The sequence below is a fragment of the Actinoallomurus sp. NBC_01490 genome, from assembly GCF_036227085.1.
Classification (GTDB): Bacteria; Actinomycetota; Actinomycetes; order Streptosporangiales; family Streptosporangiaceae; genus Actinoallomurus; species Actinoallomurus oryzae.
Genome location: NZ_CP109433.1, coordinates 8,177,530 through 8,201,285 on the forward strand (window position 1 = coordinate 8,177,530; position 23,756 = coordinate 8,201,285).

The 23,756-nt window shown below is 74.2% G+C and carries 21 protein-coding genes; 11 read left to right on the forward strand and 10 right to left on the reverse strand.

Features of this window, described 5'->3' with window-relative positions; translation table 11 throughout:
• The first annotated feature begins 37 nt into the window (after positions 1-37).
• A complete protein-coding gene (locus tag OG417_RS37730; RefSeq protein ID WP_329239451.1) occupies positions 38-907 on the forward strand; it encodes an ABC transporter permease in 870 nt (289 codons plus the stop codon).
• Between the two features lie 77 nt (positions 908-984).
• Here OG417_RS37730 and OG417_RS37735 read toward each other — a convergent pair whose 3' ends face one another.
• Entirely contained in the window at positions 985-2,637 is a 1,653-nt protein-coding gene (locus OG417_RS37735; protein WP_329239454.1) for a thiamine pyrophosphate-binding protein, read from the reverse strand.
• Positions 2,638-3,190: 553 nt separating this feature from the next.
• Between OG417_RS37735 and OG417_RS37740 the strand changes: the two genes are divergently transcribed.
• The 3 genes from OG417_RS37740 (at position 3,191) to OG417_RS37750 (ending at position 6,412) form a co-directional block, all read left to right on the forward strand.
• Complete coding sequence (locus tag OG417_RS37740) at positions 3,191-4,150, forward strand: ABC transporter substrate-binding protein (protein WP_329239457.1); 960 nt, start codon at positions 3,191-3,193, stop codon at positions 4,148-4,150.
• Between the two features lie 234 nt (positions 4,151-4,384).
• Positions 4,385-5,134, forward strand: coding sequence for an ABC transporter ATP-binding protein (locus OG417_RS37745; RefSeq protein ID WP_329239461.1), 750 nt, complete (start codon positions 4,385-4,387; stop codon positions 5,132-5,134).
• Between the two features lie 3 nt (positions 5,135-5,137).
• Positions 5,138-6,412 (forward strand): flavin-dependent oxidoreductase, encoded by a 1,275-nt coding sequence (locus OG417_RS37750; RefSeq protein WP_329239464.1) that lies wholly within the window; start codon positions 5,138-5,140, stop codon positions 6,410-6,412.
• Between the two features lie 45 nt (positions 6,413-6,457).
• Here OG417_RS37750 and OG417_RS37755 read toward each other — a convergent pair whose 3' ends face one another.
• Positions 6,458-8,098, reverse strand: a complete 1,641-nt coding sequence (locus tag OG417_RS37755) for a bifunctional 3'-5' exonuclease/DNA polymerase (protein WP_329239467.1) — start codon at positions 8,096-8,098, stop codon at positions 6,458-6,460.
• Between the two features lie 101 nt (positions 8,099-8,199).
• On the opposite strand from OG417_RS37755, the gene OG417_RS37760 reads away from it, so the two are divergent.
• Entirely contained in the window at positions 8,200-8,814 is a 615-nt protein-coding gene (locus tag OG417_RS37760) for a TetR/AcrR family transcriptional regulator (protein ID WP_329239470.1), read from the forward strand.
• Positions 8,811-10,211: an MFS transporter gene (locus OG417_RS37765; protein WP_329239473.1), complete on the forward strand. Its 1,401-nt coding sequence runs from the start codon at positions 8,811-8,813 to the stop codon at positions 10,209-10,211. The genes OG417_RS37760 and OG417_RS37765 overlap by 4 nt, the downstream gene beginning before the upstream one ends.
• Before the next feature lie 30 nt (positions 10,212-10,241).
• Here the strand turns inward: OG417_RS37765 and OG417_RS37770 are convergent, their stop codons facing one another.
• The 6 genes from OG417_RS37770 to OG417_RS37795 all read right to left on the reverse strand — a co-directional run bounded on the left by OG417_RS37770 (position 10,242) and on the right by OG417_RS37795 (position 15,983).
• Complete coding sequence (locus OG417_RS37770) at positions 10,242-11,660, reverse strand: metallophosphoesterase family protein (protein WP_329239476.1); 1,419 nt, start codon at positions 11,658-11,660, stop codon at positions 10,242-10,244.
• Between the two features lie 192 nt (positions 11,661-11,852).
• Complete coding sequence (locus OG417_RS37775; protein WP_329239479.1) at positions 11,853-12,131, reverse strand: hypothetical protein; 279 nt, start codon at positions 12,129-12,131, stop codon at positions 11,853-11,855.
• 62 nt (positions 12,132-12,193) lie between these two features.
• On the reverse strand, positions 12,194-12,592 hold the full coding sequence (locus OG417_RS37780; protein ID WP_329239481.1) for a YccF domain-containing protein: 399 nt from the start codon (positions 12,590-12,592) through the stop codon (positions 12,194-12,196).
• 70 nt (positions 12,593-12,662) lie between these two features.
• The gene (locus tag OG417_RS37785; RefSeq protein ID WP_329239484.1) at positions 12,663-13,328 is read right to left on the reverse strand and encodes a hypothetical protein; all 666 of its coding nucleotides are present in this window, start codon (positions 13,326-13,328) and stop codon (positions 12,663-12,665) included.
• A 115-nt stretch (positions 13,329-13,443) separates the two neighbouring features.
• Positions 13,444-14,325: a diacylglycerol/lipid kinase family protein gene (locus OG417_RS37790; protein ID WP_329239487.1), complete on the reverse strand. Its 882-nt coding sequence runs from the start codon at positions 14,323-14,325 to the stop codon at positions 13,444-13,446.
• Positions 14,326-14,402: 77 nt separating this feature from the next.
• Positions 14,403-15,983 (reverse strand): FAD-binding oxidoreductase, encoded by a 1,581-nt coding sequence (locus tag OG417_RS37795; RefSeq protein ID WP_329239490.1) that lies wholly within the window; start codon positions 15,981-15,983, stop codon positions 14,403-14,405.
• 36 nt (positions 15,984-16,019) lie between these two features.
• On the opposite strand from OG417_RS37795, the gene OG417_RS37800 reads away from it, so the two are divergent.
• The 3 genes from OG417_RS37800 to OG417_RS37810 are packed head-to-tail and all read left to right on the forward strand — an operon-like array spanning position 16,020 to position 20,323.
• The gene (locus tag OG417_RS37800) at positions 16,020-16,604 is read left to right on the forward strand and encodes a TetR/AcrR family transcriptional regulator (RefSeq protein WP_329239493.1); all 585 of its coding nucleotides are present in this window, start codon (positions 16,020-16,022) and stop codon (positions 16,602-16,604) included.
• On the forward strand, positions 16,601-18,184 hold the full coding sequence (locus OG417_RS37805; RefSeq protein ID WP_329239496.1) for a glycerol-3-phosphate dehydrogenase/oxidase: 1,584 nt from the start codon (positions 16,601-16,603) through the stop codon (positions 18,182-18,184). The genes OG417_RS37800 and OG417_RS37805 overlap by 4 nt, the downstream gene beginning before the upstream one ends.
• A gap of 54 nt (positions 18,185-18,238) precedes the next feature.
• On the forward strand, positions 18,239-20,323 hold the full coding sequence (locus OG417_RS37810) for a S9 family peptidase (RefSeq protein WP_329239499.1): 2,085 nt from the start codon (positions 18,239-18,241) through the stop codon (positions 20,321-20,323).
• Here the strand turns inward: OG417_RS37810 and OG417_RS37815 are convergent.
• Both OG417_RS37815 and OG417_RS37820 read right to left on the reverse strand, forming a co-directional pair.
• Positions 20,311-21,477 carry an alpha/beta hydrolase gene (locus OG417_RS37815; protein ID WP_329239502.1) on the reverse strand — a complete coding sequence of 389 codons (1,167 nt, stop codon included), beginning with the start codon at positions 21,475-21,477 and terminating at the stop codon, positions 20,311-20,313. The two genes, OG417_RS37810 and OG417_RS37815, sit on opposite strands and share 13 nt — an antisense overlap.
• A complete protein-coding gene (locus OG417_RS37820; RefSeq protein ID WP_329239504.1) occupies positions 21,474-21,851 on the reverse strand; it encodes a DUF6069 family protein in 378 nt (125 codons plus the stop codon). Before OG417_RS37820 ends, OG417_RS37815 begins: the two co-directional genes overlap by 4 nt.
• Positions 21,852-21,982: 131 nt before the next feature.
• Here OG417_RS37820 and OG417_RS37825 point away from each other — a divergent pair, with 131 nt between their 5' ends.
• Positions 21,983-23,113, forward strand: a complete 1,131-nt coding sequence (locus OG417_RS37825; protein WP_329239506.1) for a sensor histidine kinase — start codon at positions 21,983-21,985, stop codon at positions 23,111-23,113.
• Positions 23,101-23,754: a response regulator transcription factor gene (locus tag OG417_RS37830; RefSeq protein WP_329239509.1), complete on the forward strand. Its 654-nt coding sequence runs from the start codon at positions 23,101-23,103 to the stop codon at positions 23,752-23,754. Before OG417_RS37825 ends, OG417_RS37830 begins: the two co-directional genes overlap by 13 nt.
• Positions 23,755-23,756 lie beyond the last annotated feature (2 nt).

Consider the following 23,756-nt stretch of genomic DNA (forward strand, 5'->3'; position numbering starts at 1 on the left):
CGCGCCGACGGTCACTCGCTCCGGCGAAGGAGGCCTCATGACCGCCCCGACCACGACAGCACCCGTCGCGGCCGCGCCGCGCAGGACCCGGCCGTTCGGCCGGTCCGGGCCGACGGGCCTGCTCCTGCGATGGATCGTCTTCGCCGTGGCGGTCGCGCTCTGGCAGCTCGCGACGTACGTCGCGGTGCCCGAGGACGACAAGATCTTCTTCCCCGCCCCGACGGTGATCGCCAAGAAGATGTACGAGCTGTGGCTGACCGGCCCGGCGAGCCATCTCTTCCTCACGCCGGCGGCCACCTCGAACATCCTGCCCAGCATCGGGCGGATGCTCGCCGGCTGGGGCATCGCGGTGGTCGTCGGGGTCGGGCTGGGCGTGCTGCTCGGGCGGTCACGGCGGCTGGCCGACTACGTCGACCCGCTGATCCAGTTCTTCCGCGCCATCCCGTCGCCGGCGCTGATCCCGGTGTTCATCGTCTTGTTCAAGCTCGGCCTGACGATGCGGCTCGCGGTGATCGTCTTCGGTGTGCTCTGGCCGATCCTGCTGAACTCGATCGACGGGGCGCGCTCGATCGAGCCGCTGCAGCTGGATCTCGCCCGGGTGTTCGCGCTGACGCGGTTCGAGCGCTTCCGGTTGATCGTCATGCCCTCCGCCGCACCGAAGATCTTCGCGGGCCTGCGGGTCAGCCTGTCGATGTCGATCATCCTGATGGTGATCTCGGAGATGGTCGGCGGCACGAACGGCATCGGCTACACCCTCTACGCCGCCAAGGACTCCTTCATGCTGCCGGACATGTGGGCGGCGATCGTGTTGCTCGGCATCCTCGGCTACACGCTCAACGCGCTGTTGCTCTGGGCGGAGCGGCGCCTCCTGTCCTGGCACCGCGGCGCCCGCCGCACGGATCCGTAGGGTCGCGGACGACGGGAGCGGCCCGCCGGTCTCCGGCGGGCCGCTCCCTTTTCGTTCCGGCGATCGCGCTCGGGCGATCAGGGACCGAGATAGTCGGGATCCGTCATGATCTCGATCAGCGACGGGCCCGGGTGCGCGCGTGCCTTGGCCATCGCCTCGCCGAGTTCGGCGGCCTTGTGGATCCGCTGGCCGAACACGCCGTACCCGCGGGCGATCGCGGCCACGTCGGCGCCGGACAGGTCCTTGCCCGGGAACTCACCGCGCTCGACGGCGGTCCCGCCGTACCGCCGCAGCGCCGCCGCCACGGCCGCGTACGACTCGTTGTTGATCACGACGTACGTCACGGGGATCTGGTAGCGGGCGGCGGCCCAGAGGCCCTGGGGCCCGAACTGGAACGCTCCGTCGCCCAGGACGGCCACCACATCGCGCTCCGGCAGCCCGAGCTTGACGCCGAGCGCGGCGCCCATCGCCCAGCCGAGCGACCCGGAGGACGTCGTGTAGTACTGGTGCGGCGGGTCCTGCGGGAGCCGCCGCAGGAGGATCGCCCCGGTGGTCGTCGCGTCGCCGACGACGGTCGTGTTCTCCCCGACCTGCTCGGCGAGCGCGTCGGCCACCGCGGCGACGTTCTCGACGTCCTCGCGCTCCGGCGGCAGCGGGCCGGTGCCGGCGAGGTACTCCTCGCGCACCTCGTCCAGCCGGCCCGCCCGCACGGCCAGGCCGTCCTGTGGGAGCGCCGCGAGCAGTGCGGACAGCGCCAGCCCCTCGTCGGCGACGATGCCGGTGTCGACGCCGTAGATGTGGCCGATCTCGGCGGCGTCGGAGTGGATGTGGACGACGCGGGCGCCCTCGGGCACGTCGGGCCCGACCGGCACCTCGAACTCGGTGAAGCAGTGGCACCCGGCGAAGACGATCACATCGCTGTCGCGCACGGTCGCGCGCCTGGCGTCGTACAGGCCGGCGAAGTTCGGGTGGGACGTGGGGAAGCCCGGCCGCTCGTAGGTCCGCCGGTCCTCGTTGACCACCGGCACGCCGAGCCGCTCGGCGAGCGCGATCAACTCGCCGACGGCGCCGTGCCGGGCGACCTCCGCCCCGGCCACCAGCAGCGGGCTGGTGGCGGAGGCCAGCAGCGCGGCCGCCTCGCGGATCAGCTCCGGATCCGGGGCCGTACGCGCGCGCGGGCGGTACCGCTGCGGGTCGGGCACCGGCGCGGTGCACGTGTCGTTCATCAGGTCCTGCGACAGGCCCACCCACGTCGGCCCGGCCGGCTCGGTGAGCGCGAGGCGGAAGGCGCGGTTCAGGTCCGCGGGGATGTCCTCGGTCCGCAGCGACTGCCACTGCGCGCGCACGTAGGGCTCGGCCAGGCGGCCGGTGTCCGGGACGCACGTGAAGCCGCGGTGCGACTGGAGGAGCGCGGGCTTGAGGCCGGTGAGCACGACCACCGGCGAGTGGGCGAGCCGCGCGGCGTTCAGGTGGCCGAGGCTGTTGGCCAGCCCGAGGTGCGTGTGCAGGTAGGCGACGGCGGGCTCGCCGGTGGCCCGCGCGTAGCCGTCGGCCGCCGAGACGGCGATGGACTCGTGCGGGGTGAGCACGACCTCGAAGTCCGGATGATCCAGCGTCGCGTCGAGGAAGGCCGCCTCCGTGCTTCCCGGGCAGGTGAAGACGCGGCGTATACCCCAGGCGCGCAGGGTCTCCAGTACGGCGCGCCCGCCGCTGCGGCCCGCGCCGGTCACGCCGTCCTCCCGGCGGCCGGGACGGACCGGCGGTCCGCCCGGGCTTGGTGACGGCGCGTCGCCGGGCGGACCGGCGTCGGGACGTGGATCGATGGGACTGGGAACATGACCCTCTTTTCCTTGGGTGCCGACGGCCGTACCGGTCCGGCGCACGCCGTGGCCGAGCGTCCGCCCCGCGTGCGGGCCGGGCCGCGGAACTGTGGGGGTTCGCCAACGGCCCTTCAGTGCGCCTCGGATGCTATAGCACCCGATTCATCACGAATAAGGGTGACTTGTCCCGTGACTCCTCCCTGACAGAGCCGGACTCGACAGCCGTGACATGAACGTGATCAATGCCACACTCAGCGCAGGCTTTGCGCACTCTCTGTGACGAACGTCCTGAACGTCCGCATCTGTTACTGATTTTGCAGATGGTGCCCAGACATACCGATGTTGCAGGCCTATACTCTGGCCCGGCTGTTAACTCTGCGACCTGAAGCCGGTGGCCGGCGCCTGCCCCCTCCCCTGCGCACGCCGACTAAGGGTCTAGCGCGCATCCCTCTCGAGGAGCTCCATGAAAATACGTCGCTGGACATATGCGACAGCCCTTGTCACGCTCGCGGTGTCGGCGCTCACCGCCTGCGGTGGATCGGACTCGTCCAAGAACACGAGCGGACCGGAGAAGACCAACATCAAGGTGGGTGTTCTGCCGATCCCGGACGCGGCGACCGTTTATCTGGCGCGCCAGAAGGGCTACTTCAAGGCCGAGGGCCTCAACGTCACCCCCACCATTCTGGCCAATGGCTCGGAGACGATTTCCCGGACCATGTCGGGCGGAGTGGACTTCTCGTACAGCGCTTACATCCCGATCGTCCAGGCGGCGACCCAGGGCGTGAAGATCAAGGTGGTGACCGACGGCTACCAGGGCCGCAGCAATCTGTACCCCCTGATCACCTTGCCGAACTCCCCCATTCACAACGCCAAGCAACTCATCGGCAAGAAGATCGGCCTGATCAACACCAAGGGCTTCCCGTCCCTGCTGACCAACGCGGCGTTGAAAAACCAGGGAGTCGCTCCCAACCAGGTCCACCTCGTCGAGATCCAGTATCCGAACATGCCCGCGGCGCTCCAGAACCACTCGATCGACGCCGCCTTCATGACCGAGCCGTTCCTGAGCCAGTCACAGCAGAAGTTCGGGGCCCGGGTAATCCTGGACACGATGAGCGGCCCGACGGCCGACCTTCCGGTCGGCGGTTACCTCACGTCCCAGAAGTTCGCGAAGCAGAATCCGAAGACCGTCGCGGCCTTCCAGCGGGCCATGGCAAAGGCGCAGCAGGCCGCGACCGACCGGAACCTGGTCAGCCAGATCCTGCCGACCTACGTCAAGAACCTGTCGCCGCAGGTGGCGCAGACCATCACCCTCGGCACTTACCCGGCGTCACTGAGCAAGACGCGGTTGCAGCGTGTCGCCGACCTCATGGCCGAGCTCGGCGTCATCAAGCAGCACTACGACGTCTCCGGCGTCCTGCAGTAATCCTGCCGGGCGTTCGCACCCGACCTCGCCGGCCGTCCCACACCACCCCTGGCGGGACGGCCGGCCCCGCCGTCAGACGGAACTTGACGACATTCGTAAGGTGATCTGTCGTGGTCCGGACGGTCACGCGAGACTTGCATCGCAGGATGCGTCTCCTATGTCGCACTTGCCGGGGCTACGTTATTATTGGCGCTTCCGTTACTCGGAGCTGTGGGGTTCATAATCGTGCTTGAAGTGCTGAAACTCACTCACACGTACGGCGAACAGACGGCTCTGGACGACGTCTCGTTCGAAGTCGGCGAAAAAGAACTCGTCAGTATCGTGGGCAAGTCCGGCTGCGGGAAGTCCACCCTGCTGCGTGCCGTCGCCGGCCTGATCACCCCGACCACCGGGGAGATCCGGCTCTCCGGCCGGACCGTGAACGGCGTGCCCGACGACCTCGCCGTCGTGTTCCAGGACTACTCTCGCTCCCTGCTGCCCTGGCTGTCGGTACGGGACAACGTGACCTTCCCGCTCCGCCGCCGCGGCCTGAACAAGGGCGCCCGCCGCTCCGCCGCCATGGAGGCGCTGGAGGAGGTCGGCCTGTCCGACGCGGCCGGGAAGTTCCCCTGGCAGCTCTCCGGCGGCATGCAGCAGCGCGTCGCCATCGCGCGGGCGCTGGCCTACCGCCCGACGCTGCTGCTGATGGACGAGCCGTTCGGCTCGGTGGACGCGCAGACGCGCGAAGACCTGGAGGACCTGCTGCTGCGCGCCCATGCGTCGAGCGACATGATGATCCTCCTCGTCACCCACGACATCGACGAGAGCGTCTACGTCAGCGACCGCGTCCTCGTGATGGGCCGCTCCCCCGGCCGGGTCATGGCCGACCTCGACGTCGGGCTGCCCGCCGAGCGCGACCGCATCGAGACGCGTGAACTGCCGGAGTTCGTCCACCTGCGCTCCGAGGTCGGGCGTCTCGTGCGCGACAACGCCGTACCCGCCTGACCGTTGAAGGTACTCATCGTCGGTGCCGGCATCAGCGGCCTGACGTCGGCGCTGAGCCTGCACGCCGCGGGTGCCGAGGTGCTCGTGGTCGACGCGGTACGCGCCCTGCTGCCGCTCGGCGTCGGCATCAACCTCCAGCCGCACGCCGTGCGCGAGCTGACCGAGCTGGGGCTCGGCGACGCCCTGGAGGCGACCGGGATCCCGACCCGCGAGATGCTCCGCATGGACCGGCACGCGAACGAGATCATCGCCCACCCGCGCGGCCGGCACGCCGGCTACCGCTGGCCGCAGTACTCCATTCACCGCGGCGAGCTGCAGATGCTGCTGCACGACGCGGTGGTGGAGCGGATCGGGCCCGCCGCCGTACGGACCGGGCTCGTGTTCGAGTCGTTCACCGAGGACACCGAGGGCGTGGAGGTGCGCCTGCACGCCCGTACGGGCGGCGCGCCGATGACGTTGCGCGCGGACGTCCTGGTCGGCGCCGACGGGCTCTCCTCGGCGGTACGCCGGCGGCTGCACCCCGATGAGGGCGCCCCGCTGTGGAACGGCATCCGCATGTGGCGCGGCATCGCCGAGGCCGACCCGTACCTCACCGGACGCACGATGATCGTCGCCGGCGCGCACCGCTTCGGCCGGCTCGTGTGCTACCCGATCTCCAAGCCCGCCGAGGACCGCGGCCGGGCGCTGGTGAACTGGGTGGCGGAGGTCCGGGTGTCGCCCGAGACCCGTATCGAGACCGACACCGCCGACTGGACGCGCGAGGGCCGCGTCGAGGACGTGCTGCCGTACTTCGCCGACTGGCGGCTGGGCTGGCTGGACGTGCCCCGGCTGATCGCGGAGTCACCGCAGATCCTGGAGTACCCGATGGTGGACCGGGACCCGCTGCCGTGGTGGAGCCGCGGCCGGGTGACGCTGGTGGGCGACGCCGCGCACCCGATGTACCCGATCGGCGCGAACGGCGGGTCGCTGGCCGTCATCGACGCGCGGGTGCTCGCGCTGGAGCTGTCCCGCTGCGACGACCCCGTCGAGGGGCTGAAGGCGTACGAGACGGCGCGCCTCGACGACGCCAACGCGGTGGTACGGGCGTGCCGCGACATGGCCGCCGACCGCATCCTGGACCTCGTCGCCGAGCGCGCGCCGGACGGCTTCACCGACATCGCGGACGTGCTGACCGCCGAGGAGCTGGCCGCGCTGCGGGAGGGCTGGCGGCGTACGACGGACATGGACGTCGAGGCGCTGAACTCCCGGCCGTCGTGGAACCCGCTCCGCGCGCACTGACCTGAGCCGCCGGCGCCCGGCGACGGCTTTGACGCGGGCCAGGGCCTACTTGGCGTCGGCGTAGCAGGAGACCGCGACGGCCTCCATGGGGAAGCGGACCGGGGTGTCGCCGAACACCAGCCGGCGCGCCTCGGTGGCGGAGTCGCGGATGGCGGCGACCACCGCCTCGCCCTGGTGCTCCGGCGCGTGCACGATCACCTCGTCGTGCTGGAAGAACACCAGGCGCGGCGCCTGCTCCGGCGCGGCCTCCAGCGCGGCCAGACGGCGGCGCAGCGCCGCCAGGAGCACGGTCGCCCAGTCGGCGGCGCTGGCCTGGACGACGAAGTTGCGGGTGAACCGGCCCCGGCTGCGCACGGCCGCGCCGCCGTCGTCCTGAACGGCGAGGTCGCGCCACGCGTGCGAGGGCGGCGGGCAGGTGCGGCCCAGGCGTGAGCGCACCAGCCGCCCGGCCTCGCCCGTGCGGGCCGCGGCCTCGACGTAGCCGTACGCGTCGGGGAAACGGCGGCGCATCACGGCGAGCAGCTGCGGCGCCTCGCCGCTGGTGCCGCCGTACATCGCCGACAGCAGCGCGATCTTGGCCTTGTCACGCGCACCACCGAACACACCGGCCAGCGCGGCGTACAGGTCGTTCTCGCCCGCGGCGGCGGCGAAGGCGCGGTCGCCGGCGAGGGCGGCGAGCACCCGCGGCTCGAGCTGGGCGGCGTCGGCGACGACGAGCGTCCAGCCGGGGTCGGCGACGACCGCGCGCCGGAGCACCTTGGGGATCTGCAGCGCGCCCCCGCCGTTGGTGGCCCACCGGCCGGAGACCACGCCGCCGACGACGTACTCCGGGCGGAACCGGCCGTCGCGCACCCAGGAGTCGAGCCACGACCAGCCGTGCGCGACGTGGAGCCGGGCGAGCTCCTTGTAGGCGAGCAGCAGCCCGGCCGCCGGGTGCTCGACCCGCTTGAGCACGTGCGACCGCGTGGAGGAGATGCTGACGCCCGCCGCCGCGAACGCCTTGACCACCTGGGCCGGCGAGTCGGGGTTGATCCGCTGCCCGAACGCCTCGCCGATCCGGTCGGCCAGCTCCTGGAGCCGGCGTGGCCGCAGGCCGGGCGCGGGGCGCGGGCCCATGAGCTCGGTCAGCAGGGCGTCGTGGACGTCGGGCCGCCAGGGCAGCCCGTCGTGGCCCATCTCGGCCGCGGCGAGCCCGGCCGCGGACTCGGCCGCGACCAGGAGGCGCATGCCGGTCTCGGCGACGCGGCGCTGTTGCTCGGCGTGGACCGCGACGACGGCGTCGATGTCGTCGGCGGGCCGCTCGTCGAACAGCGTCGGCGGCCCGTCTCCCGGGGCGACGTCGTCCGGCACCGCGAGCCCCTTGAGCCGGGCGAACGCGGCCGGCAGCGAGCGCGGCTCGCCGTACCGGCCGGCGTGGTTGAGCAGCAGCGTCTCGGCCAGCTCCAGGTCGTGGCACCGCGCCAGGCGCACGCCCGCCCGCAGGAAGCGCGGGTAGATCCGTGCGGTCGCGGGCCAGACCCAGCGCACGCCGGCGGGGTCGTCGTGCGTCTTGACCCGGGCCTCCCGGGCCGCGACGGCGGCCACGAGGTCGGCGACCGGCTCGGCGGGCCCCAGCGGCGCGCCGTCCTCGGCGACGGGGCGCAGCACGCCTCCGTCGTCCGGCCCCTCGGCGACCGCGATCCGCATGCCTCGATTCTGCCCGTCACGTCCGACAGTCCCGGCGGCGGCCCGGAACGGCCTCCTACGCCGCCGTAGACAGTGTCTACTCATCGTGGTAGACACTGTCCATGCATGCGGAGGACTCCCTGCGGGACCGGCTCGTCGACGTCGGTGTGGAGCTCGTCCTGACCGAGGGCGTCTCGTCGCTGGGGCTGCGGGAGATCGCCCGCCGGGCGGGGGTCTCGCACGGGGCGCCTCGCCGCTACTTCCCGACCCATCAGGCGCTGCTGTCGGCGATCGCCCGGCGCGGTTTCGCCGACCTGGCCGCGCGGTTCGCCGAGGCGGCCGACGGTGCGGCACCGCCACGGGAACGGTTGCTGGCGCTGGCCGGAGCGTACGTGCGGTACGCCCAGGAGCGTCCCGGCATGTTCGCGCTGATGTTCCGGCACGATCTGCTGCGCGGGGAGGCGCGGGCGGCGGGCGGGCCGCCGCTGCGGGAGGCGAGCCTGCCTCTGTTCGGCCTGCTCGTCGAGCTCATCACCCGGTGCGATGCGCGGCGGAAGGTCCCGGCGGAGGTGACCGCGGTCGCGCTGTGGGCCAACGTGCACGGCATCGCCGAGCTCTGGGGCTGGGGCAGCATCGGCCTGGCACTGGGCGAGGAGGATCCGGCGCCCGGCGGCGACCGGCTCGACCGGCTCATCGCCGCGGTCGTCGACGCCCACCTGGGCGAGGCGGACGCGTGAGCGGCGTGGCGCGGCGGCGGCTGGCACTCATGGTCAGCGCGGCGGGGGCGATGCTGGTCGCGCTGGACGGCACGGTGCTGATGGTGGCCCAGCCGAGCGTGCGGCGCGACCTCGGCGCGAGCGTGGCGCAGACGCAGTGGACGAGCACCGGCTACCTGCTCGCCGTGGCCGGGCTGCTGGTCATCGCCGGACGCCTCGGCGACCGGTACGGGCATCGGCGGCTGCTGCTGTGCGGCCTGCTCGGGTTCGCGGGGGCCTCGGCCGGGATCGCGTTCGCGCCGGGCATCGGCTGGGTGATCGGGCTGCGCGTCGTCCAGGGCGTGTTCGGCGCCCTCCTGCAGCCGGCGACGCTCGCGCTGCTGCGCCTGGCCTATCCGGCCGACCGGCTCGGCACACCCGTGGCCGTCCGTACGAGCGCCATCGGGGTGGCCGGCGCGGCCGGCCCGGTGCTCGGCGGGGTACTGGTGGCGCACCTGGGCTGGCGCAGCGTGTTCGCGGTCAACGTGCCCGTCGCCCTGGCGATCGCCACGGTCGCTCTCGCGGTCCGGACGCCCGCGCGGCGCCTGGACGCGGCGGCACGGATCGACGTCGCGGGGGCGGCGCTGGTCGCGGGTGTCCTCGCCGTCGGGGTGCACACCCTCACCGGGGTGCCGGCTCACGGCTGGACGGGCGCGCCGACACTGGCCGGGCTGGCCGGCACGGCGGTCGGCGCGGCCCTCCTGGTCGCGCACGAGCGCCGGACCGCCCGGCCGATCGTCCCTCCCGCCGTGGCGCGATCGGCTCCGGTGACGGCCGCCATGGCGATCCTGCTCGCCACCACCGGCGGCATGTTCGGCGCCCTGTTCGTCGCCACCTTCCTGCTCCAGGACACGCTGGGGCTCGGCCCGCTCGCGGCGAGCCTGCGGGTGCTGCCCCTGACCGTGCTCATGGTCCTCGGCGCGCCGGTGGCGGGCGCGGCGCTCCGCCGCCACGGGCCGCGCCGCACCGCCGCCGCCGGTTCGGTGCTGGTCGTGCTCGGCATCCTCGGCCTGTCCCTCCCCGCCAGGACCGGCGCCGAGGCCGTGACCGTCGCGGCCTTCGCCCTGCTGGGCGCGGGCTTCGCCGCCGTGATGGTCACCGCCACCGGCACCGTCGTCGGGGACGCGCCGCCCGAGTACGCCGGGGTCGTCGGCGGGCTCAAGCAGACCGCCATGAACATCGGCCCCACCCTCGGCATCGCCGTCGCCGCCGGCCTGATGCGGACGGCGGTGTTCCCGGCCGCCGCGCCGGGCCCACTGGTCGAACCCGCGCTCCTGGCGCCGGCCGCGATCGCCGCCCTCGGCCTGCCGCCCGCGCTCCTGCTCCCCGGGCGCCGGATCGCTCCCGCGCGGGAGCCCGAGCGGACGGCGGCGAGGTGAGCGGCAGCGGAGGAGGCCCGGCGCTCGTCCTCAGGCGAGGGGGATCGTTATCTCGTCCTCGACGGGCGGCGCCACCTCGTGCTCGCGGCAGCCGGACGCGCCGAAGCAGCGGATGCGCAGGCGCTCCGGCGTCACGTCGACCCGCAGGAAGCTCTTGAACAGCGGCGGCTCGTACGAGGCGGAGGCCGGCGACAGGAACCGCTGGTACGCCTTGCGCACCGGCAGCCGGAACCGCTTGTGCCGGTGCGGGCGGCCCGGCACGCCCAGGAGGGTCGCCACCAGCCGCATGCGCCACGTCACCGTTGCGGTCGTCTCCCGGCCCGGCCGGATACCGAGCCGTTCGGCGATGACCGCCGCGGCCTCGTCTCCGGTGAGCTCGAACAGCCACCGCATCCGCAGCCGCCGGCCGTACATCCGGCCGTAGAAGGCCAGGCAGTCGCCGCGCAGCGGGTAACAGCGGAAGTCGTCCTCGCCGACGCCGCCGACGTTGACCCTGGGGATCGTGTGCGTGGCGTGCATGAACGCGCCGCCGCCCCCGGAGACGACGTACTCGATCGTGCGGTCGCCGACCTTGACCGGATAGTGCTGGTAGTTGTGGATGTCGCCGCCGATCGCCGCCACGTAGTTGCACGCGGGGTCCTGGACGATCTCGTCGACCGTGCCGCCGCCCTCGATGGGGCCGGGGTGGTGGGCTCCATCGACGTACAGCGGCTTGCCGGTGATGAGGATCTTCGGCCGGGGGCCCTGGGAGACCCGGCGCAGCCACGCGCCCTGCTCGCGGTCGATGCCGCCGAGGATGCCCGTGTCGATGCCGACGATGCGGATCGGGCCGGCGTCCATCATCCAGTACGGGCCGGGCTGCCCGGCCCGCTGCGAGGGCCGCGAGCGCAGGCTCTCGGCCTCGGCCAGCCGCGTCTCGTCGGGCCTGTCCGGGTTCTTCCAGAACAGCCGCCGCCACCAGGCGCGCGACAGCAGCCTCGGCCGGCCCTCGGGAGGCAGTTCGGGCGCGCCGCAGAAGACCCGCATGAACCCGCCGAGCCCGTCGTACCAGTCGTGGTTGCCCGGGACGGCGTAGATGGGCGCGTCGTAGTCCTTGTACGGGCGGAAGAACTTGGTGCCGTACTCGTTGACGCTGCCGGTCGGATAGATCACGTCGCTGGCGATGACGGCGAACCGCGTGCCCTCGCTCATCCTCAGGAACCCGGGCACCACGGCGTACTGCGGGGCGTCCCCCTCCCCCGTGTCGCCCAGCACCATGAACGAGAACGACGACGGGTCGTCGCGCGGGATGGCGAAGTCGGGCGGCGCTCCGGCGCGGAGCCGGCGCGCCACCCAGCGGCGCCGTTCGTCGTTGGTCGGGTCGCCGAACCGGCGGGCCAGCACGTCGTTGCGCGACCGCCACAGGACGGCGGGGTTGAGCCAGGAGAGGTTCCGGACTCTGGCCGGCATGAGGTCGGTGTAGGTCCCCGGCTCGTCGCACGACCAGCCGGCGCCGGCCGTGGATTGACGCGAGGACAGAGACGCAGAGGGGGGCACGGCGGCACCGTAACAGCCGTAATAGCGGCGACGCACCGTGTTCGCCCCATTCCAGGCAAAGCATCGCCCGTACGGGAACGGCCCGAGCCGCGGCGTACGGCGCGCTCAGGCGATGCGGGGATGCGTGTCGTACTCGCCGGTGCGGAAGAGCTCGGGCGCCGTCTCCGCGGCGGTGCCCGGGGGCGGGCCGTGCACCAGCGTCTCCGCGAACATGCCGACCTGGTCGGCCGGCAGCTGGAACGTTCCCTGGCACACGCCGCCGTTCCAGATGCTCAGCACGACCACTCCGGCGTCCGGGTGGCGGCTGATGCGCAACGAGCGGTCCGGCCTGCGGCAGTCGAAGAACACGTCGCCCTGCTTGGGCAACGGAGAGGCCCCTGGCATGGGGGCCAGTGTGGACCCGGACACCCTCCGCTGTCGAGACCCGCCCGCGGACGAGGCCGGGCTCAGCCCGCGACGAGGACGCGGCGGTCGTCGGCGTCGACGATGTCGGCGCCGAGCGGCATCAGCGACACCGGGATCAGCTTGAAGTTGGCCAGCCCGAGCGGGATGCCGATGATCGTGATGCACAGCGCGATGCCGCTGAGCAGGTGCCCGATGGCCAGCCACAGACCGGCGACGAGGAACCAGATGACGTTGCCGATGGCGCTCATCGCACCGGCGCTCGGCTTGCGCACGACGGTCCTGCCGAACGGCCAGAGCGCGAAGGCTCCGATGCGGAACGCCGCGACGCCGAACGGGATCGTCACGATGAGCACGCAGCACACGATCCCCGCGAGGAAGTAACCGAGTGCCATCCAGAGCCCGGAGAGCACCAGCCAGATGAGGTTGAGCAGCGTTCGCATGCTCCCTGCCTTCCCGTGTCGCGGTCGTCACAGGTGAGACGAAGCACGGGTGGCCGGTGGTTCCGGTGGATCAGCGGACTCTGGTCTTCACGCGGGAGGCGCTCGTGCCGGTCCCGCGGACCCGGGCGCCGCCGATCGAGGCGATGCGGGTGCGGGCGACCAGCTCGCCGTGGGTCTTCGGCCGGACCCGTACGACGAACCGCGCGGTGGCGGACCGGCCCGGAGCGAGCCGGGGCAGGACGAGTGTGGTGTCGCGCCCGCCCGCGTAGCCTCCGGCGCCGCCCGGCAGCGACGTGCTCGTCCGTACGACGCCCGCCGGCAGCGTGTTGCGCACGGTGATCTCGCCCGGCGTCGCGTGCCCGCGGTTGGCGAGCCGGATCCGGTACGCGTAGGTGCCGCCGGGCCGGACCGAGCGCGGGGCCTCGATGGAGACCCGCAGGTCCTCGGCGGGTTCGGCGCGCTCGGCGGGCCTGGCATGGCGGACGAGCCGCCCGCCGGGCGCGGGCGACGGCGTGCGGGCGGGCGAGGTCGAGACGAGGACGCGGGCCCGGTGACGGGTCCGGAGGTGGGAGGGGCGGACCGGTGTCCTGATCGCGGCGTACCCGCGCAGGTGGTGCGCCCACGGCACGTAGCGGTCCGGCAGGGCGCCCGCGGTGTGCCCGCCCGCCGACGCGAGTGCCGCCATCACCGGCAGCCCCACGGCGATGCCGGCCAGGACGGTGAGCGCGTGTTTCACAGTGCCCCCCGAATCACCGATCGCACTCGGCAACGTACCCGGTGGCCGGTCGGACCGCGGCAAAGCGCCGGGCAAGCTTCACCAGGCCGCCAGGACAGTGTGTCCCGGCGGACGGTCAGGGCGTGATCACCCGCAGCGCGCCGGGCAGCACGCGGATCGTCGCGGGCAGGGTGCCGAGCAGCTCGCCGTCGCCGCCGAACGGGATCTCCCGGTCGGCCTCCACGCGCACCTCGCGTCCGCGGAGCACCTCGATCTCCGGGCGGCGTACGTGCGTGCCGTGCGGCAGCTCGCGCATCACCGCGAAGAACAGGCGCCGGGGCGCGTGCTTGATGATGACGACGTCGAGCAGCCCGTCGGAGACGGAGGCGTCCGGCGCGACGTGCAGGCCGTAGCCGTAGTACCCGGAGTTGGCGGCGACGACGGTGTACCCGCGCTCCTCGCGCGTCTCACCGTCGACCGTGATGCGGTACGCGACCGGCCGCCACGTCGCGATCGCGCGCAGCGGGCCGAGGTAGTAGGCCAGGGAGCCCGGCAGCCGGGTCAGCCGGTTGATGTGCGCGTTGGCCACCGAGTCGACCCCGCCGTACACGCTGCCGGCCACGACGGTGGTCGTGCCGTCGTCCGCGGTCACCTCGATCGCGTCGATCGGCGTGGGCTCGGCGGACAGCAGCAGGTCGGCCAGGCGCTCGGGGTCGTCGGGGAGCCCGAGCTGGCGGGCGAAGTCGTTGCCGCGCCCGGCGGGCAGGATGCCCAGCGCCGCGTCGCCGCCCGCGAGCGCCCCGGCCAGTCCGCCCACCATGCCGTCGCCGCCCGCCGCGATCACGACGTGACCCTTCTTCGCGGCCTCGCGCGCCAGGTCGCCCGCGTGCTCGAGGCTGCGGCTGTACTCCACCGCCACCTCGGCGCCGGCCTCGCGCAGCCGCCGCGCGACCGGGATGAGGCGTGCGGCCGGGTCACTGCCCGCGGCCGGGTTCACCACGGCGGTGAACGATCGCATGTCGGTCTCCTGTCCGGGGCCCGCGCCGTGCGAGCGGGCTCTGCGCGGGATCGTACGGGGTCGGGGCCCTCAGCGGATCACTCCGCCGGGATGAGCACGCCCGGGTTCATGATCCCTTCGGGGTCGAGCCGGTCCTTCACCGCCCGCAGCGCGGCGACGCCGAGCGGGCCGGCCTCGCGGGCGTACCAGTCGCGGTGGTCGACGCCGACGCCGTGGTGGTGGCTGATCGTGCCGCCCGCCTCGATGATCGCGTCGCTGACCGCCGCCTTGGCGTCCCGCCAGCGCTCCACGGGCCGCTCCCCCTGGGCGGTGACGACCGTGAAGTACAGCGAGGCGCCGGGCGCGTAGACGTGCGACACGTGGCACATCACCACCGACGAGGGCAGCTCGCGGGAGAGGGTCAGGCGCACGGCGTCGTACAGGCGCGGCAGGTTCGACCAGAAGCCGGCGGTCTCCAGCGTCTCGGCGAGCACGCCGACGTCGAGCAGGGCGTCCCGCAGGTACGGCGCGGAGTACCGGCCGCGCGCCCAGCTCTCCCCGGGCTTCTCCCCCTGGTAGACGCCGCCGAGCGACGTGAGCACCGCGCGGGCCTCCGCCCGGCGGTCGGGCACCTCGCCGGCCGTGCCCTCGTACCCGCAGACGGCCAGGCAGCCGCCGGCGGCCTTCCCCTCGCCCAGCTCGTCCGGCCGGGCCAGCCCGATCATGGTCTCGGTCTCGTCGGAGAGCCGCAGCACGGTCGGCAGCGGGCCGTCCTGGGCGAGGGCGCGGACCGCGGTGACGCCCTCGGAGAACGAGGGGAACAGCCAGCCCTCGTACACCCGCGTCTCGGGCAGCGGCCGGATCCGTACGGTCACGTCCGTGATGACGCCGAACGCGCCCTCCGAGCCCAGCACGAGCTGGCGCAGGTCGGGCCCTGCCGCCGATTTCGGCGCGCGGCCGGTCTCGAGCGTGCCGCTGGGCGTGGCGAGCGTCAGGCCGGTGACCATCTCGTCGAACCGCCCGTACCCGGCCGAGGCCTGGCCGGAGGACCGCGCCGCGGCGAACCCGCCGATGCTCGCCCACTCGAACGACTGCGGGAAGTGGCCGAGGGTGTAGCCCTGCTCGTTCAGCAGCCGTTCGGCGTGCGGCGCGCGCAGCCCCGGCTGGAGCGTGGCCGTGCGGGAGACCGGGTCGAGGCCGACGAGCCGGTCGAGGCGCCGCAGGTCGAGCGCGACCACCGCCGCGTAGCCACCCGCCTCGGGGGCGAGGCCGCCGACGACGGAGGTGCCGCCGCCGAACGGCACGACGGCGACCCGGTGCTCGGCGCAGCGGGCCAGCACCGCGGCGACCTCCTCGTGGGAGCCGGGCAGCACGACCGCGTCGGGCGCGCCGCCGGCGTCGCCCGCGCGGATGCGCAGCAGGTCCGGCGTCGACTTGCCGCGCGTGTGGCGGATGCGCGTCTCGGCGTCCACGCGCACGTGCTCCCCGCCGACGATCTCCTCCAGGGCGCCGGGCACGGGCCGCGCCGGCGGCGGCTCGATCTCGGCGAGCTTGACGGGCTGGGCCGGTTCGGCGTGCACGCCGAGCAGCTCGCGCAGCAGTCCGATGACCGACTCCGGCAGGCGCTCGGCCCGCTCCGGATCACCCCAGCCGCTCCACAACATGTCCACGTTCGCCATGGCTACCCCCTCACCAGCGCAGTTACACTGTGACATATGGCGTCGATTCGTCACAAGAAGGATGCCGTGCTGGACGCGACACGTGACTGTGTGCTGGCGGTGGGCGTGCGCCGTACGACGCTCACCGACGTGGCGCGCCGCGCCGGGGTGTCGCGCATGACGATCTACCGGCGCTGGCCGGACGTGCGGACGCTGGTCGGCGACCTGATGACCCGTGAGTGGGCCACCGTCGTCGCGGCGGTGGCGCCGCCCGAGGACGGCTCACCGGTACGGGCCCAGGCCGTCGAGGCCCTGGTCGCCGGGGTCGCCGCCCTCCGCGCGCACCCGCTCTTCCACAAGATCATGGAAGTCGATCCCGAGGTGCTGCTCCCCTACATCCTCGAGCGGCGCGGCACGAGCCAGGACGCCATGCTGCGCGCGATCGAGGCGACGCTGCGGGCCGGCCACCGCGACGGCAGCGTGCGCGCCGGCGACCCGGCCCGGCAGGCGCGCTCCCTGCTGCTCGTCCTCCAGTCGTTCGCCATGTCGGGCCACATCATGACCGGCGACGGCCCGGCCCTGTCGGCGGCCGCCTTCGACGAGGAACTCCGCCAGATTCTCGAAAGGTACCTCGCGCCATGACACGTCTTCACCGGCCCGTCGAGGCGGCACCGCCGCCCGCGTCTCCCGCCTCATCGCTGAACGCCGCGCGGCGCGCCCGCGAGCTGGCCGAGGTCGCCGGCGGCACGGCCGTCGACGTCCTGGTCGTCGGGCTCGGCGCGACCGGCGCCGGGGTCGCGCTGGACGCCGCGTCGCGCGGCCTGTCCGTGGCCGCGATCGACGCGCACGACATCGCCTTCGGCACCTCGCGGTGGAGCTCCAAGCTGATCCACGGCGGCCTGCGGTACCTCGCCTCCGGGCAGCTCGGCATCGCGTACGAGAGCGCGGTCGAGCGCGGCGTCCTGATGGAGCGCACCGCGCCGCACCTCGTGCGCGCGCTGCCGTTCGTGCTGCCGCTGACCCCGCAGGTCCCGGCGTCCGCCGTGGGCCTCGCCCGGGCCGGGATCTGGGCGGGCGACGTGCTGCGGATGTCGGCCCGCACGCACCGCGCGGCGCTGCCGAGGCCGCGCCGCCTGACCGCGGTGGAGGCGCTGCGGCTCGCGCCCGCGCTGCGCTCGTACGGGCTGCGCGGCGGGCTGCTGTCCTGGGACGGGCAGCTCGCCGACGACGCACGCCTGGTCACCGCCATCGCCCGTACGGCGGCAGCGTACGGCGCGCGGGTCCTCACGCGCTGCCGGGCGCTCGCGCTGTCCGGCGACGGCGCGCAGGTGCGCGACGAGCTGACCGGGACGGAGTTCTTCCTGCGCGCCCGCGCGGTCGTGAACGCCGCGGGCGTGTGGGCGGGCGGTCTGGCCGAGGGCGTGCGCCTGCGGCCCTCGCGCGGCACCCACCTCGTGCTGCGCGCCGAGAGCCTGGGCGGCCTCGCCATCGGGCTGCACCTCCCCGTGCCGGGCTCATCGGGCCGGTTCGCGCTCGTGCTGCCGCAGGAGGACGGGCGGATCTACGTCGGGCTCACCGACGAGCCCGTCGAGGGGCCGGTCCCGGACGTGCCGGAGCCGTCGGAGGCCGAGATCGGGTTCCTGCTGGACCTGCTGGACTCGGCCCTCGACGTGCCCGTCCGCCGCACGGACGTGGCCGGGGCGTACGCCGGGCTGCGGCCGCTGCTGTACGGCGCCGAGGGCAGCACCGCCGACCTGTCCCGCCGGCACGCCGTGCTGACCGCGGAGAACGGCGTCGTGACGGTCGTCGGCGGCAAGCTCACGACGTACCGCCGGATGGCCGAGGACGCGCTCGACGCGGCACTGGCGAGCCGCGGCGTCGAGGCCGGCCCGTGCCGTACGGCCCGGCTGCCGCTCGTGGGCGCGGGCCCGGCGGCGGACCTGGCCCGGCTGGCGGCGCCCGCGAACCTGGTCCACCGGTACGGCACGGAGGCCCGCGACGTCATGGCCCTGGCCGCCGAGGACCCGTCGCTGCTGGAGCCGGTGGCACCGGGCTCGGCGACGACCGGGGCGGAGCTGGCCTGGGCGGTCCGCCACGAGGGCGCGCTGGACGAGGGCGACCTGCTCGACCGCCGCACCCGCGTCGGCCTGGTCGCGGCCGACCGCGAGGCGGCCCTCCCCGCCGCCCGCCGCGCCATCGGCCGCGCGGAGCTGCGCCTCTGACCCGGCGCCCCCGGCCGGTCAGACCCGGCCGGCCCGACTCACGATGGAGGACGCGTGACCCCCGACCTGCCCCGCCAGCACGCCCGCACCCGCCGGTTCAGCCTGGGCGTCCCCCGGTCCTTCACCGTCTCCCCGGACGGCCGGCGGGTCGTCTTCCTGCGGTCGCGGCACGGAAGCGATCCGATCACCGGCCTGTGGGAGTTCGACGTCACCGCGGGCGCGGAGCGGCTCGTCACCGACCCCGGAGACGCCGCCGAGGACCTGTCGCCGGAGGAGGCGACACGGCGCGAGCGAGCCCGCGAGCAGAGCACGGGAGTGACCGCGTACGCCACCGACCGAGCGGTGACCAGGGCGGCGTACGCGCTGTCCGGACGGCTGTGGCTGGCCGACCTCGCCGCCCCGCGAGTGACGGAGCTGCCGGCGACCGGCCCGGTCGTCGACCCCCGCCCCGACCCGCTCGGCTCCACGGTCGCCTACGTGTCCGGCCGAGCCCTGCGCGTGATCGGCGCGGACGGCTCCGGCGACCGCGCGCTCGCCACGCCGGAGGGCCCGGAGGTGACCTACGGCCTCCCCGAGCACGTGGCGGCCGAGTCGATGGGCCGCGACCGCGGGTTCTGGTGGGCACCGGACGGCTCGCGCCTCCTGGTCGCCCGGGTCGACACCGCACCGGTACAGCGCTGGTACATCGCCGACCCGGCCGACCCGGCCGAGCCGCCTGCCGAGATCGCCTATCCGGCCGCGGGCACCCGCAACGCCGACGTGTCCCTGTGGATCGTCGGCCTGGACGGCGGACGAGTGGCCGTCGACTGGGATCGTGCCGCCTTCGAGTACGTCACGGCCGTCTGCTGGAGCGGGCCCGAGCCGCTCATCGCCGTGCAGAGCCGCGATCAGAAGACGATGCGGGTGCTGGCGGTCGACCCGCAGACCGGCACGACACGCCCGCGGCGAGAGGACACCGACCCGTACTGGGTGCAGATCGTGCCGGGCGTGCCGGCGCTCACCGGGGACGGCCGTCTCGTCTGGACCGCGGATCTGGACGACAGCCGGCGGCTGCTCGTCGACGACGTGCCCGTCACCCCACTCGGCCTGCAGGTCCGCGAGGTCCTCGGGGTCGACGGCGAGACCGTGCTGTTCACCGCGTCCGCCGAGCCGACGGAGATCGGCCTGTGGACGTACGCGCCGGGTGCCGGGGCGGTCCCGTTCGCCGACGCGCCCGGCGTCCACCACGGGCACCGGGCGGGCGGCACGACCGTCGTGGTCGCGCAGTCGCTGCACCACGACGGCGTCCGGGTGACCGTGCACCGCGACGGGCGCCCGGCCTCCTCGATCACCTCACGCGCCGAGAGGCCCGTCCTGACCCCCAAGGTGGAGCTGCTGCGCGCCGGAGAGAGGGAACTGCGGACCGCGGTGCTCTTCCCGACCGGGCACGTCCCCGGGTCGCGACGGCTGCCGGTGCTGATGGACCCCTACGGCGGGCCCGCCGGGCAGCGCGTTCTCGCGGCGCGGAACCAGTATCCGGTCTCGCAGTGGTTCGCCGACCGCGGCTTCGCCGTCGTCGTCGCGGACGGCCGCGGCACCCCCGGGCGCGGCCCCGCCTGGGAACGGGAGATCTACGGCGACCGCGCGGCGCTGGCGCTCACCGACCAGGTGGACGCGCTGCACGCGGCAGCCGCGCGCCATCCCGACCTCGACCTGAGCCGGGTCGGCATCCGCGGCTGGTCCTTCGGCGGCTTCCTCGCGGCGCTCGCCGTGCTGCGCGAGCCGGACGTCTTCCACGCCGCGGTGGCCGGTGCGCCAGTGACCGACCAGCGGCTGTACGACACCCACTGGAACGAGCGCTTCCTCGGCCACCCCGACGAGAACCCCGGGGCGTACGACCGGTCGAGCCTGCCGGCCGACGCGCGGCACCTCCGGCGCCCGCTCATGCTCATCCACGGGCTCGCGGACGACAACGTGTTCGCCGCGCACACGCTGCGCCTCTCGTCGGCGCTGACGGCGGCCGGACGCCCGCACACCGTGCTGCCGCTGCCGAACGCCACGCACATGACGCCGCAGGAGGAGATCGCCGAGAACGTTCTCCTCCTGCAGGCGGAGTTCCTGGAACGCGCGCTCGGCGCGGACGCCCGTCACCCGGACTGACGCGCCGGCGGCCCCGGTCGCCACCTCGGCCGCTCCGGGGAACCGCACGACAGGACCTGGGCGGTGAAGGCGTCGATGGCGTTGACCACGGCTTCGAAGCGCAGCGAGTGGAACAGGTCGAAGGCGTGGTGCCCGCCGGGCAGCTCGGCGTAGACGACCGGTCGGGTCGACAGGCCGCGCAGGCGTTCGGCGAACGACCGTGCCGTCTCGACCGGCGCCAGGGTGTCGTGGTCACCGTGGGCGAGGAAGAACGGCGGCGCGTCCGGCCGGACATGGGCGAACGGCGAGGTCCGCGGATCTCCGTCGTAGTAGGGGCCGTAGTAGCCGCCCAGGCCGACCACCGCAGCGACGGAGGTGTCCACGTGTTCGAAGCCGGGCTGGAAGGCGGGGTCGTCCGCGGTGAGACCGGCCAGGGCCGCCATGTGGGCGCCCGCCGAGCTGCCCGCCAGCACGATCCGATCGGGATCGGCGCCGTAGGAGGGGCCGTGTTCCCGGACCCAGGCGATCACCTTCTTGGCGTCCACCAGATGGTCGTGGAAGGTCGCCTGCGGGCGCAGGCGGTAGTTCGCGCTGACGCACACCCAGCCCTGGCCGGCCAGCCGGTGCAGAAGGGGCAGGGACTGGGTGTTCTTCCGGCCTCCCGTGTACCCGCCGCCGTGCAGGTGGATCAGCACCGGGGCTCCGCCGGGCCGGGAGCGGTGGCGGTAGAGGTCCAGGAGGTTGCGCCTGCCGGCCGGGCCGTACGTCAGGCCGGGGATGCGCTCCACGGCACGGCGACGGCGGAAGACGGGCCGGAACAGGATGCGCCCGTACGGCAGGCGCCGCGAGACGGGCACCGCCCCCATGGCACGGCGCACGGCGGGCAGCGCCTGACGGCCGCGCCACGCCACCAGGCCCAGGCCCGCACCCAGCCCCACCACGGCCGCCGCCGCGACCCCGGCGGCGGCCGGTGAGGTCAGGTCGCCTTCGGCGAGGGCCAGGACGGTGGCGGCCAGGAGCGAGGCGAAGGCCACGAAGGGCAGTTCGTTGACGACCACGCCGAGCCGGAAGCTCAGCATGGCCAGGGGCCGGGGCCGGACCGGCGCGGCCAGCGTGAACAGGGTGGCGGCCGCGAGAAGGGCCACGGTGGCCAGGTATCCGTAGGGCAGGCTCATCGGCGCACCAGCCCCGCGACGAGCACGGCGGCGACGGTCAGGTGCAGCAGCACCAGCACCAGCGTGGTGGCGGCTCCGGCCTCGCCGCCGAGCGGGCCGGTCAGGGAGAGGACGAGCACGGCCAGGGCGATGATCGTCCAGGTACGGCCGGGACGGGTCGCCGAACGCTCCAGGACGGCCAGGAGCGCCCAGGCCGCGAGCCCGGCCAGCAGGCTCGCCGGCACGACCGACACCGGCCCGACCGTTCGCTCGCCACCGCCCGCCCGCACGGTCAGCGTCGTTCCGGCCAGAGGCACGGCCAGGGCCCACACGGCCAGGGCGGCGGCGGGCGCGCCGATCACGGTGAGGAAGAGTCGTCTCACAGAGGTGTTCACGCCGGTCAGCCTCGCCCGGCCCGCCGGGGCGCCGCATCGGGCGCGCGGTCGCGCCGTGTCCTTCCCGGGTGGGGACCGGCTCCGACTTTGGTAGGTGACGGCTCCGGCCGGCCGCGGGCTAGCTTGAGCGCGTGAACGAATGGCGATCCCCGCGCCTGGTCGCGGTGGCGAGTGTGGTCCTCGGGATAGGCGCGCTGACCGCCGTGTCCCTGTGGGGACAGGCGGGCGGGTCCCTGTTCTGGCTGGACGCCGCGGCCGCCGTCGTGAGCCTGCTCATGGCGCTCGCCCAGCTGCGGTGGCCGGTCGCCGGCGCGCTCGCCGCCACGCTCCTCGCCGCCGCCTCCCCGGTGGGCACGCCGGCGGCGACGATGGGGGCGCTGCAGGTGGCCCAGCGCAGGCGGTTCCCGGTCGCGGTGGCCGTGACGGCGGCGGGCATGGCGGCCCACGTGGTGCAGGGGCTGTGGCGGCCCAACTCCGGCATCTCCCTCGGCTGGTGGCTGCTGCTGATCTTCGCCGCGTACGGCGCGCTGCTCGGCTGGGGCGCGCTGGCCCGCTCGCGCCGCGCGCTGCTCAGATCCCTGTACGAGCGCGCCCAGCGCGCCGAGGCCGAGCAGGGCAGGCGGATCGCCGAGGCCCGCATGGCCGAGCGGCGCACGCTCGCCCGGGAGATGCACGACGTGCTGGCCCACCGGCTGTCGCTGGTGGCCACCCACGCCGGGGCGCTGGAATACCGCCCGGACTCCTCCCCCGACCAGCTCGCCCAGGCCGCCGGGGTGGTCCGCGCCGGGGTGCACCAGGCGCTGGAGGAGCTACGCCAGGTGATCGGTCTCCTGCGCGAGGAGGACGACGGGCACGACGACCTGGAGCCCCAGCCCACGCTGGCCGACCTGCCCCGCCTGGTCGCCGAGGCGCGCGAGGCGGGCCAGCCGGTGCGCCTGCGCGAGGAGGTCACCGACGCCGCGGCCCTCCCCGCGGCCGCCGCCCGTACCGTCTACCGCGTCGCGCAGGAGGGGCTGACCAACGCGCGCAAGCACGCTCCCGGCCGGCCGGTCGAGGTGCTGCTGCACGGTGGCCCCGGCGCGCGCCTGCTGATCGACATCCGCAACCCGCTCGCGGCGGCGGAGTCGGCCCCGGCCGTGCCGGGCGGCGGCCTGGGCCTGGTCGGGCTCACCGAGCGGGTACGGCTGGCCGGCGGGCAGCTGGATCACCAGATCACCGACCGGCAGTTCCGGCTCCAGGCCTGGCTACCATGGCCGGCGTGATCCGCGTGCTGCTGGTCGACGATGACGCCATGGTCCGTGCCGGGCTGTCCATGATGCTCGACGGCGCCGCCGGGATCACCGTCGTCGGCGAGGCCGCCGACGGCCAGGAGGCCATCACCGCCACCGACGCCCACGCCCCCGACGTCGTCCTCATGGACCTGCGGATGCCGCGCGTGGACGGCATCACCGCCACCCGCCGGCTGCGCACCCGCGCCCGTCCTCCGGAGGTGATCGTGCTGACCACCTTCGACACCGACGAGAACATCCTGTACGCGCTGCGCGCCGGCGCCAGCGGGTTCCTGCTCAAGGACACCTCGCCCGCGCGGATCGTGGAGGCGGTCACCCGGGTCGCGGCGGGAGACCCGATCCTGTCGCCCCGCATCACCCGGCGGCTCATGGACCGCACCGTCGCCCAGACCGGCACCTACGAGCAGGCCCGCGCCGCGCTGGCCGCCCTCACCCCCCGCGAGCACGAGGTGACCCTCGCGATCGCCCGCGGCCGGACGAACGCCGACATCGCCACGGAGCTCGCCATGGGCGTCACGACGGTCAAGGCCCACGTCTCCAGCATTCTCACCAAGCTCGGGCTGGACAACCGCACCCAGATCGCGCTCCTCGCCCACGACGCGGGCCTGGCCTGACC